The sequence below is a fragment of the Cellulomonas chitinilytica genome, from assembly GCF_016862675.1.
GTDB lineage: Bacteria > Actinomycetota > Actinomycetes > Actinomycetales > Cellulomonadaceae > Cellulomonas > Cellulomonas chitinilytica.
The window spans coordinates 230,264-241,158 of the sequence record NZ_BONK01000001.1; the positions used below are offsets into that span (position 1 = coordinate 230,264).

The 10,895-nt window shown below is 67.7% G+C and carries 16 protein-coding genes; all 16 read right to left on the reverse strand.

Going from position 1 to position 10,895, the window contains the following annotated elements; translation table 11 throughout:
* Entirely contained in the window at positions 1–369 is a 369-nt protein-coding gene (gene rplN, locus Cch01nite_RS01105) for a 50S ribosomal protein L14 (protein WP_203747480.1), read from the reverse strand.
* 142 nt (positions 370–511) lie between these two features.
* Positions 512–805, reverse strand: a complete 294-nt coding sequence (gene rpsQ, locus Cch01nite_RS01110; RefSeq protein ID WP_203747482.1) for a 30S ribosomal protein S17 — start codon at positions 803–805, stop codon at positions 512–514.
* Between the two features lie 5 nt (positions 806–810).
* Positions 811–1,050 carry a 50S ribosomal protein L29 gene (gene rpmC, locus Cch01nite_RS01115; protein WP_239069710.1) on the reverse strand — a complete coding sequence of 80 codons (240 nt, stop codon included), beginning with the start codon at positions 1,048–1,050 and terminating at the stop codon, positions 811–813.
* Positions 1,050–1,466 (reverse strand): 50S ribosomal protein L16, encoded by a 417-nt coding sequence (gene rplP, locus Cch01nite_RS01120; protein WP_013770172.1) that lies wholly within the window; start codon positions 1,464–1,466, stop codon positions 1,050–1,052. Before rplP ends, rpmC begins: the two co-directional genes overlap by 1 nt.
* Positions 1,467–1,469: 3 nt before the next feature.
* The gene (rpsC, locus tag Cch01nite_RS01125; protein WP_203747484.1) at positions 1,470–2,306 is read right to left on the reverse strand and encodes a 30S ribosomal protein S3; all 837 of its coding nucleotides are present in this window, start codon (positions 2,304–2,306) and stop codon (positions 1,470–1,472) included.
* A complete protein-coding gene (gene rplV / locus Cch01nite_RS01130) occupies positions 2,306–2,674 on the reverse strand; it encodes a 50S ribosomal protein L22 (RefSeq protein ID WP_203747486.1) in 369 nt (122 codons plus the stop codon). Before rplV ends, rpsC begins: the two co-directional genes overlap by 1 nt.
* 56 nt (positions 2,675–2,730) lie before the next feature.
* The gene (gene rpsS, locus Cch01nite_RS01135) at positions 2,731–3,012 is read right to left on the reverse strand and encodes a 30S ribosomal protein S19 (RefSeq protein ID WP_028045064.1); all 282 of its coding nucleotides are present in this window, start codon (positions 3,010–3,012) and stop codon (positions 2,731–2,733) included.
* A gap of 12 nt (positions 3,013–3,024) precedes the next feature.
* Positions 3,025–3,861 carry a 50S ribosomal protein L2 gene (gene rplB / locus Cch01nite_RS01140; protein ID WP_203747488.1) on the reverse strand — a complete coding sequence of 279 codons (837 nt, stop codon included), beginning with the start codon at positions 3,859–3,861 and terminating at the stop codon, positions 3,025–3,027.
* An 18-nt stretch (positions 3,862–3,879) separates the two neighbouring features.
* Positions 3,880–4,182 carry a 50S ribosomal protein L23 gene (rplW, locus tag Cch01nite_RS01145; RefSeq protein WP_203747490.1) on the reverse strand — a complete coding sequence of 101 codons (303 nt, stop codon included), beginning with the start codon at positions 4,180–4,182 and terminating at the stop codon, positions 3,880–3,882.
* Positions 4,179–4,868: a 50S ribosomal protein L4 gene (gene rplD / locus Cch01nite_RS01150; RefSeq protein ID WP_203747492.1), complete on the reverse strand. Its 690-nt coding sequence runs from the start codon at positions 4,866–4,868 to the stop codon at positions 4,179–4,181. Before rplD ends, rplW begins: the two co-directional genes overlap by 4 nt.
* Before the next feature lie 4 nt (positions 4,869–4,872).
* The gene (gene rplC / locus Cch01nite_RS01155; RefSeq protein WP_203747495.1) at positions 4,873–5,532 is read right to left on the reverse strand and encodes a 50S ribosomal protein L3; all 660 of its coding nucleotides are present in this window, start codon (positions 5,530–5,532) and stop codon (positions 4,873–4,875) included.
* 22 nt (positions 5,533–5,554) lie between these two features.
* Positions 5,555–5,863, reverse strand: coding sequence for a 30S ribosomal protein S10 (gene rpsJ / locus Cch01nite_RS01160; RefSeq protein ID WP_013117879.1), 309 nt, complete (start codon positions 5,861–5,863; stop codon positions 5,555–5,557).
* A gap of 390 nt (positions 5,864–6,253) precedes the next feature.
* Positions 6,254–7,447: an elongation factor Tu gene (tuf, locus tag Cch01nite_RS01165; RefSeq protein ID WP_203747497.1), complete on the reverse strand. Its 1,194-nt coding sequence runs from the start codon at positions 7,445–7,447 to the stop codon at positions 6,254–6,256.
* Between the two features lie 121 nt (positions 7,448–7,568).
* Positions 7,569–9,671 (reverse strand): elongation factor G, encoded by a 2,103-nt coding sequence (gene fusA / locus Cch01nite_RS01170; RefSeq protein ID WP_203747500.1) that lies wholly within the window; start codon positions 9,669–9,671, stop codon positions 7,569–7,571.
* A 95-nt stretch (positions 9,672–9,766) separates the two neighbouring features.
* Positions 9,767–10,237 carry a 30S ribosomal protein S7 gene (gene rpsG / locus Cch01nite_RS01175; RefSeq protein ID WP_203747503.1) on the reverse strand — a complete coding sequence of 157 codons (471 nt, stop codon included), beginning with the start codon at positions 10,235–10,237 and terminating at the stop codon, positions 9,767–9,769.
* Positions 10,237–10,608, reverse strand: a complete 372-nt coding sequence (gene rpsL, locus Cch01nite_RS01180) for a 30S ribosomal protein S12 (protein WP_013770160.1) — start codon at positions 10,606–10,608, stop codon at positions 10,237–10,239. The genes rpsG and rpsL overlap by 1 nt, the downstream gene beginning before the upstream one ends.
* Positions 10,609–10,895 lie beyond the last annotated feature (287 nt).

The window sequence follows — 10,895 nt, forward strand, 5'->3', positions numbered from 1 at the left end:
TCAGAGCACCTCCGGCGCCAGCGAGATGATCTTCATGAACTTCTTGTCGCGCAGCTCGCGGCCCACGGGGCCGAAGATGCGCGTGCCACGGGGCTCCCCGTCGTTCTTGAGGATCACGGCGGCGTTCTCGTCGAACTTGATGTAAGAACCGTCCGGACGGCGGCGCTCCTTGCGGGTGCGCACGACGACGGCCTTGACGACGTCGCCCTTCTTGACGTTCCCGCCGGGGATGGCGTCCTTGACGGTGGCGACGATGATGTCGCCGATGCCGGCGTACCGGCGGCCGGAGCCGCCGAGCACACGGATGCAGAGGATCTCCTTGGCACCCGTGTTGTCAGCGACACGCAGTCGCGACTCCTGCTGGATCATGACCTACTCCTGTCGTCCGGCGGGTTCTCACCCCGAGCTGGGGCGAGCCTGGCCGCACGTAGTTGCCGTGATGCACACGTCGCGGCGGGTGTCGTCTTGCGTCGGCACCCGCCGCCCGTGGGCAACTGGGGTGATGCTGGGTTTACTTGGCCTTCTCGAGGACCTCGACCAGACGCCACCGCTTGGTGGCCGACAGCGGCCGGGTCTCCATGATCAGGACCAGGTCACCGATGCCCGCCGAGCCCTGCTCGTCGTGCGCCTTGACCTTGCTCGTCCGCCGGATGACCTTGCCGTAGAGCGGGTGCTTGACCCGGTCCTCGACCTCGACCACGACGGTCTTGTCCATCTTGTCGCTCACGACGTAGCCGCGGCGGGTCTTGCGGTACGGCCGAGCCTCGGCCACCGCAGTCGTCTTCTCGTTCTTCTCGTCGCTCATCAGACTCACTCGCTCGCGCTCGGGGCGGTACGGATGCCGAGCTCGCGCTCACGCAGGATCGTGTAGATCCGCGCGATGTCGCGGCGCACGGCCTTGAGACGCCCGTGGCTCTCGAGCTGACCGGTGGCCGACTGGAAGCGGAGGTTGAACAGCTCCTCCTTGGACTTCTTCAGCTCGGCGACCAGCTTCTCGTCGTCGAAGGTGTCCAGCTCGGTGGGAGCCAGGTCCTTGGTTCCGATAGCCATCAGTTACCACCCTCGCGAACCACGAAACGGGTCTTCATCGGGAGCTTGTGCTGCGCGCGGCGCATGGCCTCGCGAGCCAGCGGCTCCGGGACGCCGGCGAGCTCGAACATCACTCGGCCGGGCTTGACGTTGGCGATCCACCACTCGGGCGAGCCCTTGCCGGAACCCATGCGGGTCTCGGCGGGCTTCTTGGTGAGGGGACGGTCCGGGTAGATGTTGATCCAGACCTTCCCACCACGCTTGATGTGGCGGGTCATGGCGATACGAGCAGCCTCGATCTGCCGGTTCGTGACGTAGGCGGGCTCGAGAGCCTGGATGCCGTACTCACCGAACGAGATCGACGTACCACCGGTCGCGGCGCCGGAGCGCCCCGGGTGGTGCTGCTTGCGGTGCTTCAGCCTGCGCGGGATCAGCACGGCTCAGGCCTCCGTTCCGGTCTCAGGGGCAGCGGCCTCGGCGGCCGGAGCCTCGGTGGCCTCGACGGGGGCGTCCGAACGCTCACGACGCGGGGCACCCGAACGGGGGCCACGGTCGCCACGCTCGCCACGACCGCCCTCGCCACGCGGACCACGAGCCGGGCGCGGGGCCTGGGTCGCCTGGTCGCGGGCGAACTCCTTCTCGGTCATGTCGCCCTTGTAGACCCACACCTTGACGCCGATGCGCCCGAAGGTCGTGCGGGCCTCGAAGAAGCCGTAGTCGATGTTCGCGCGGAGCGTGTGCAGCGGCACACGACCCTCGCGGTAGAACTCCGTGCGGCTCATCTCCGCGCCACCGAGGCGGCCGGAGACCTGCACGCGGATGCCCTTGGCACCGGCGCGCTGAGCCGACTGGATGCCCTTGCGCATGGCACGGCGGAACGAGACGCGGCTCGCGAGCTGCTCGGCGATGCCCTGGGCGACCAGCTGAGCCTCGATCTCGGCGTTCTTGACCTCGAGGATGTTCAGCTGGACCTGCTTGCCCGTGAGCTTCTCGAGCTCGCCGCGGATGCGGTCGGCCTCCGCGCCACGACGCCCGATGACGATGCCCGGGCGGGCGGTGTGGATGTCGACGCGGACGCGGTCACGCGTGCGCTCGATCTCGACCTTCGCGATGCCCGCGCGCTCGAGACCCGTGCTCATGAGCTTGCGGATCTGCACGTCCTCGCGGACGTAGTCGCGGTAGCGCTGACCCGGCTTCGTCGAGTCCGCGAACCAGCGCGAGCGGTGGTCCGTCGTGATGCCCAGGCGGTACCCGAGCGGGTTGACCTTCTGTCCCACTATCGGGCCCTTCCCTTCGTCTCACGCTCAGCGACGACCACGGTGATGTGGCTCGTGCGCTTGAGGATCTGGCTCGCCCGACCCTGCGCCCGCGGCCGGAACCGCTTGAGCGTCGGGCCCTCGTCGACGAAGACCTCGGAGATGTAGAGGTCCTGCTCGTCCAGACGCTGGCTGTTGCGCTTGGCCCCTTCGACCGCGTTCGCGATCGCCGACTGCACCGTCTTGAGGACGGGCTCCGCGGCCGCCTGCGGCGCGAACTTCAGCACCGCCACGGCCTCGCCGGCCTGCTTGCCACGGATGAGGTCCACGACGCGCCGGGCCTTCTGGGGCGTGACGCGGACGAACCGCGCCTTCGCCTTGGCTTCCATTGCTGTCCTGCCTTCTTGTCTCTGCCGGTGAGGGCGTCGCCTGGCTGACCCGGGGGTCAGCGGCGACGACCCTTCCGGTCGTCCTTCTCGTGGCCGCGGAACGTCCGGGTCGGAGCGAACTCGCCGAGCTTGTGCCCGACCATCGACTCCGTCACGAACACCGGGGTGTGCTTGCGCCCGTCGTGCACGGCGAAGGTGTGGCCGAGGAAGTCCGGGGTGATGACGGAACGGCGCGACCACGTCTTGATGACGTTCTTCGTGCCGGCCGTGTTCTGGACGTCGACCTTCTTCTGCAGGTGACCGTCGACGAACGGGCCCTTCTTCAGGCTGCGTGGCATCTCAGGCTCCTATCAGCGCTTCTTGCCGGTGCGCCGACGGCGCACGATGAGCTTGTCGCTCGGCTTGTTCGGACGACGGGTGCGACCCTCGGGCTGACCCCACGGGCTGACCGGGTGACGACCGCCGGACGTCTTGCCCTCACCACCACCGTGCGGGTGGTCGATCGGGTTCATGGCGACACCACGGACGGTCGGGCGCTTGCCCTTCCAGCGCATGCGGCCGGCCTTGCCCCAGTTGATGTTCGACTGCTCGGCGTTGCCGACCTCGCCGACCGTCGCGCGGCAGCGCAGGTCGACGTTGCGGATCTCGCCGGACGGCAGCCGGAGCTGCGCGTACGGGCCGTCCTTGGCGACGAGCTGCACCGACGAACCAGCCGAGCGGGCGATCTTCGCACCGCCGCCGGGCCGCAGCTCGATGGCGTGGATGACCGTACCGGTCGGGATGTTCCGCAGCGGCAGGTTGTTGCCGGGCTTGATGTCGGCGCCGGGGCCGTTCTCGATGACGTCACCCTGCGCCAGCTTGTTCGGCGCGATGATGTAGCGCTTCTCGCCGTCCGCGTAGTGCAGGAGCGCGATGCGCGCCGTGCGGTTGGGGTCGTACTCGATGTGAGCGACCTTGGCGGGCACGCCGTCCTTGTCGTGGCGACGGAAGTCGATGACGCGGTACGCACGCTTGTGACCGCCACCCTGGTGACGGGTCGTCACGCGACCGGTGGAGTTGCGGCCACCCGTCTTGTGCAGCGGACGGACCAGCGACTTCTCCGGCGTGGAGCGCGTGATCTCGACGAAGTCGGCCACGCTCGAGCCACGACGGCCCGGCGTTGTCGGCTTGTACTTACGAATACCCATGAGTTCTCAGTCCTTCGCTCAGCCGACCGGACCGCCGAAGATGTCGATCGTTCCCTCGCGGAGGGTGACGATCGCACGCTTCGTGTCCTTGCGGCGGCCGATGCCGAAACGGGTCCGACGAGCCTTGCCCTTGCGGTTCGCCGTGTTGACCGACTCGACCTTGACGCCGAACACCTGCTCGACGGCGATCTTGATCTCGGTCTTGTTGGCGCGCGGGTCGACGAGGAAGGTGTACTTCCCCTCGTCGAGCAGGCCGTAGCTCTTCTCGGAGACGACGGGCGCGACGAGGATGTCGCGCGGGTTCTTGCCGATGTCGCTCACTTGGTGTCCTCCAGCTCTGCCTCGGAGGACGTGGCCACGGCGGAGGCGCCCTTCGGCGGACCCGCGAGGAACGCGTCGAGCGCGCCCTGCGTGAACACGACATCGTCCGAGATCAGGACGTCATAGGTGTTGAGCTGGTCGGAGACCAGCAGGTGCACCCGCTCGACGTTCCGCAGCGACTTCCACGTGATCTCGTCCGAGCGCTCGACGACGACCAGGACGTTCTTGCGGCCGGACAGGTTGTCCAGCACCGCGAGAGCGGACTTGGTCGACGGCGCGGTGCCCGGGGCGAAGCCCGAGACGACGTGCACGCGGCCGGCACGGGCGCGGTCCGAGAGAGCACCGCGGAGCGCCGCGGCCTTCATCTTCTTCGGGGTGCGCTGGGAGTAGTCACGCGGCGTGGGGCCGTGGACGACGCCACCACCGGCGAACTGCGGAGCACGCGTCGAACCCTGACGGGCGCGGCCGGTGCCCTTCTGCTTGTACGGCTTCTTGCCGCCACCGCGGACCTCGCCACGCGACTTCGTGTCGTGGGTGCCCTGGCGCGCCGCAGCAAGCTGCGCGACGACGACCTGGTGGATCAGCGGAACGTTGGTCTGCACGTCGAAGACGTCCGCGGGCAGCTCGGCCTGGCCGGCCTTCTTGCCCGAGGCGTCGAGGACGTCGACGGTCAGCGTGTCGCTCATGCGGTCACGCACCCTTCGCAGCGGAACGCACGACGACGACGCCGCCCTTGGGGCCGGGAACGGCACCCTTGACGAGGATGAGACCCCGCTCGGCGTCGACCGCGTGCACGGTCAGGTTCTGGGTGGTCTGACGGGCGACACCCATCCGACCGGCCATCTTGAGGCCCTTGAAGACTCGCGACGGGGTGGAGGCCCCACCGATCGAGCCGGGCTTGCGGTGGTTGCGGTGCGCACCGTGGGAGGCGCCGACGCCGTGGAAGCCGTGACGCTTCATCACACCGGCGGTGCCCTTGCCCTTGGTCGTACCGATGACGTCGACGACCGCGCCGGCCTCGAAGGCGGCCGCGGTGATCTCCTGGCCGAGCGTGAACTCGGAGGCGTCGGACGTACGGATCTCGGCCACGTGCCGGCGCGGCGTGACGCCGGCCTTCTCGAAGTGGCCCTTGAGCGGCTTGGTGACCTTGGTCGGCTTGATCTCGCCGTAGGCGAGCTGCACAGCGGCGTAACCGTCGGTCTCAGCGGAGCGGACCTGCGTCACGACGTTCGTGCCGACGGCGACCACGGTGACGGGCACGAGACGACCGTTGTCGTCCCAGACCTGCGTCATGCCGAGCTTCGTGCCGAGCAGCGCCGTGACGGGGCGCGCGTTCTGCTGGGTAACCATGAAGATCAGTTCCTTCCCAGCGTCAGAGCTTGATCTCGATGTTCACGTCCGCAGGCAGGTCGAGACGCATGAGCGAGTCGACGGCCTTCGGCGTGGGATCGATGATGTCGATGAGCCGCTTGTGCGTACGCATCTCGAAGTGCTCGCGGCTGTCCTTGTACTTGTGGGGCGACCGGATGACGCAGAAGACGTTCTTCTCCGTCGGCAGCGGCACCGGACCCACGACCGACGCACCAGCGCGAGTCACCGTGTCGACGATCTTGCGCGCCGAGCTGTCGATGACTTCGTGGTCGTAGGACTTGAGCCTGATGCGGATCTTCTGTCCCGCCATGGCGTCGTCTACTTCTCTCTCTCGAACCGGTCCATCCGACCCCCGCACTCGGGCGTGTCGCGTAGAGCGGCACACCACCCTGCTGCGTACCGTGGCGGTACGAGGGCCGTTGGTTGTTGTCGAACCGACCACCATCGGGTGCTCCCCGAGGTCCGGCGGCTCTCCACACGTTTCCCGCCCTTCCGTGCACAGCGCGCGCGAGCGCACCACCCCGGAAAGGGCAACCTGAACAGTGTGCCAGACCTGACCGAGATACTCCAATCCGGCCAGGCTGTGCGTTCGCCCACACGTCGCCGGCACGTCGGGCCGCACACGCGCCGGGGACGACGCAGGGCCCGGGAGCCGAAGCTCCCGGGCCCTGCGCGAAGGATCAGCCCCGAGGGGCGGTGATCACTTGAGGATCTTCACGACCCGGCCCGAGCCGACGGTGCGGCCACCCTCGCGGATGGCGAAGCCGAGGCCCTCCTCCATCGCGATGGGCTGGATGAGGTTGACGTGGATCTCCGTGTTGTCGCCGGGCATGACCATCTCGGTGCCCTCGGGCAGCGTGATGACGCCGGTGACGTCGGTGGTACGGAAGTAGAACTGCGGGCGGTAGTTCCCGTAGAACGGGTTGTGACGGCCACCCTCGTCCTTGGCCAGGATGTAGACCTGGCCCTCGAACTCGGTGTGCGGCGTGATCGAGCCGGGCTTGACGACGACCTGGCCGCGCTCGACCTCCTCGCGCTTCGTGCCACGCAGGAGCAGACCGACGTTCTCGCCGGCCTCGGCGTAGTCGAGCAGCTTGCGGAACATCTCGACGCCGGTGACCGTGGTCTTGATCGCCTTCTCCTTGATGCCGACGATCTCCACCTCCTCGTTCACCTTGAGGCGGCCACGCTCGACACGGCCGGTGACGACCGTGCCACGGCCGGTGATCGTGAAGACGTCCTCGATCGGCATGAGGAACGGCTTGTCGATGTCGCGCACCGGGTCCGGCACGTTCTCGTCGACGGCGTCCAGCAGGTCCTCGACGGACTTGACCCAGACCGGGTCGCCCTCGAGAGCCTTGAGGCCCGAGACGCGCACGACCGGGACGTCGTCGCCGGCGAAGCCCTGAGCCGAGAGCAGCTCGCGGACCTCGACCTCGACGAGCTCGAGGATCTCCTCGTCGTCCACGACGTCGGACTTGTTCAGCGCGACGAGCAGGTACGGGACGCCGACCTGACGGGCGAGCAGGACGTGCTCACGCGTCTGGGCCATCGGGCCGTCCGTCGCGGCGACCACGAGGATGGCGCCGTCCATCTGCGCCGCACCCGTGATCATGTTCTTGATGTAGTCCGCGTGACCCGGAGCGTCGACGTGAGCGTAGTGACGCTTCTCCGTCTGGTACTCGACGTGCGCGATGTTGATCGTGATACCGCGCTGCTTCTCCTCCGGCGCCTTGTCGATCTCGTCGAACGGCGTGAAGGGGTTCAGGTCCGGGTACTTGTCGTGCAGGACCTTCGAGATGGCAGCGGTCAGCGTCGTCTTGCCGTGGTCGACGTGACCGATGGTCCCGATGTTGACGTGCGGCTTCGTCCGCTCGAACTTCGCCTTGCCCACTGGGTGTCCTCCTCAGGACTTGGTAGAGATTGCCCGTCTGCCGGTACCGGACGGTACCTGCCAGGCGTGCGGTCCTACGGGTCGGTTTGTGTGATGGAACTACAGGTGTCGACCTGTGGGACTACTCGCCCCGGGTCTTCTTGATGATCTCTTCGGCCACGTTGCGAGGAACCTCGGCGTAGCTGTCGAACTGCATCGAGTACACGGCGCGGCCCTGGGTCTTCGACCGCAGGTCACCCACGTACCCGAACATCTCGGAGAGCGGCACCTGGGCGCGGATGACCTTCACGCCCGTCGCGTCCTCCATGGACTGGATCATGCCGCGACGCGAGTTGATGTCGCCGATGACGTCGCCCATGTAGTCCTCGGGGGTGCGGACCTCGACGGCCATGACCGGCTCCAGGAGGACCGGGTCGGCCTTGCGGACCGCTTCCTTGAGGATCATCGAGCCGGCGATCTTGAACGCCATCTCCGAGGAGTCGACGTCGTGCGACGCGCCGTCGAGCAGGATCGCCTTGACGCCCACGAGCGGGAAGCCCGCGAGGACACCGAGCTGCATCGCGCTCTGGATACCGGCGTCGACCGACGGGATGTACTCGCGCGGGATGCGGCCACCGGTGACCTTGTTCTCGAACTCGTACAGCTCGCCCTCGGCGGGGTCCAGCGGCTCGAAGGTCATCTGGACCTTGGCGTACTGGCCGGAGCCACCGGTCTGCTTCTTGTGCGTGTAGTCGATCTTCTCGACCGAACGACGGATCGTCTCGCGGTACGCGACCTGCGGCTTGCCGACGTTGGCCTCGACCTTGAACTCGCGACGCATGCGGTCGACGAGGATGTCGAGGTGGAGCTCGCCCATGCCGCCGATGACGGTCTGGCCGGTCTCCTCGTCGAGCTTGACGCGGAAGGTCGGGTCCTCCTCGGCGAGCTTCTGGATGGCCGTGGAGAGCTTCTCCTGGTCACCCTTCGTCTTCGGCTCGATCGCGACGTCGATGACCGGCTCGGGGAACGTCATCGACTCGAGCACGACCGGCGCGCTCGGGTCCGTCAGGGTGTCACCGGTGGTGACGTCCTTCAGGCCGATGAACGCGTAGATGTGGCCGGCCGTCGCGTCCTCGACGGGGTTCTCCTTGTTGGAGTGCATCTGGAAGAGCTTCCCGATGCGCTCCTTCTTGCCCTTCGTCGAGTTGAGCACCTGGGCGCCCTGCGAGACCTTGCCGGAGTACACCCGGACGTAGGTCAGCTTGCCGAAGAACGGGTGCGCCGCGACCTTGAAGGCCAGCGCGGAGAACGGCTCCGTGGCGTCGGGGTGACGCTCGACGACGAGCTCCGGGTCCTTCATGTCGTGGCCCTCGACGGCCGGGACGTCCAGGGGCGTCGGCAGGTAGTCGATGACGGCGTCGAGCATGGGCTGCACGCCCTTGTTCTTGAACGCCGAGCCGCACAGGACCGGGTAGGCCGACGAGGAGACCGTGAGCTTGCGGATGCCCGCCTTGATCTCGGCGACCGTCAGCTCCTCGCCGCCGAGGAACTTCTCGAGCAGCTCGTCGTCCGTCTCGGCGACGGCCTCGAGGAGCTCGGCGCGGTACTGCTCCGCCTTCTCGACGAGGTCGGCCGGGATGTCCTCGATCTCGTACTTCTCGCCGAGGGCCGTCTCGCCGCGCCACACGAGGGCACGCATCTCGACCAGGTCCACGACACCGATGAAGTCGTTCTCGGAGCCGATGGGGAGCTGGATGACGAGCGGCTTCGCCTTGAGGCGGTCCACGATCGTCTTCACCGTGAAGTAGAAGTCGGCGCCCAGCTTGTCCATCTTGTTGACGAAGCAGATGCGCGGCACGTCGTACTTGTCGGCCTGGCGCCACACCGTCTCGGACTGGGGCTCGACGCCCTCCTTGCCGTCGAACACGGCGACGGCACCGTCGAGGACGCGCAGCGAGCGCTCCACCTCGACCGTGAAGTCCACGTGACCGGGGGTGTCGATGATGTTGATCTGGTTGTTCTTCCAGTAGCAGGTCGTCGCGGCGGACGTGATCGTGATGCCGCGCTCCTGCTCCTGCTCCATCCAGTCCATCGTCGACGCGCCGTCGTGCGTCTCACCGATCTTGTAGTTGACCCCGGTGTAGAACAGGATCCGCTCGGTGGTCGTCGTCTTGCCAGCATCGATGTGCGCCATGATGCCGATGTTGCGGACCTTCGTGAGGTCCGTCAGCACGTCCAGTGCCACGTGAGTTGCCCCTTGTCGGTTGGCTTTGGGTGGCGCTGCCGGCCCGGGTCACCGCCCTGGGGCGGGTCCGCGGGCCGGCAGCGGCCGGCCGGTGATTACCAGCGGTAGTGCGCGAAGGCCTTGTTCGACTCGGCCATCTTGTGCATGTCCTCGCGACGCTTCACGGCGGCGCCCAGGCCGTTGGAGGCGTCGAGGATCTCGTTCATCAGGCGCTCGGTCATCGTCTTCTCACGACGGGCGCGCGAGTAGTCGGTGAGCCAGCGCAGCGCGAGCGTGGTCTGGCGGACCGGGCGCACCTCGACGGGGACCTGGTAGGTCGCACCACCGACGCGGCGCGAACGCACCTCGAGCGACGGGCGGACGTTGTCCAGCGCGCGCTTGAGCACGACGACCGGGTCGCCCTGCGTCTTCTCACGGACGCCCTCGAGGGCGCCGTAGACGATCGCCTCGGCGACGGACTTCTTGCCGTCGAGCAGGACCTTGTTGATCAGCTGCGTGACGACCGGGGACCCGTAGACGGGGTCGACGATGAGCGGCCGCTTCGGGGCCGGACCCTTGCGAGGCATCAGCCCACCTTCTTCGCGCCGTAGCGGCTGCGCGCCTGCTTGCGGTTCTTGACGCCCTGCGTGTCGAGAGCGCCGCGGACGATCTTGTACCGGACACCCGGGAGGTCCTTCACACGACCGCCGCGCACGAGCACGATCGAGTGCTCCTGCAGGTTGTGGCCGACACCGGGGATGTACGCGGTGACCTCGACCTGGCTCGAGAGACGCACGCGGGCCACCTTGCGGAGGGCCGAGTTCGGCTTCTTCGGGGTCGTGGTGTAGACGCGGGTGCACACACCGCGTCGCTGGGGGCTGCCCTTGAGGGCAGGCGTCTTCGACTTGTTCGTCTTCGCCTGCCGGCCCTTGCGGACCAGCTGCTGGATCGTAGGCACTACGTCTCCGTCTGTTGGATGAGCTCTGGTCGACCGGACCCCGTCACCCTGGACGGCCGGCATGGTGGAGGATCGTCGCCCGTCGCGCGACTGCCTCGCTTCACTTGAGTCCCGAACCGACCCCCGCGCCCGGGCGTGTCGCCCCGGTCTTCTGCGGCGCTCTCCGTCCAGCATGACCTGAGACGGAAGGCTGCGCAGTGGATGGGGGACCACCTGGCACGCTCGGCGCGCTCCCCCACCGGGGAACCACTTCCGAGTGCATGCGCGAGAGCCCGACGGCGCGGGCA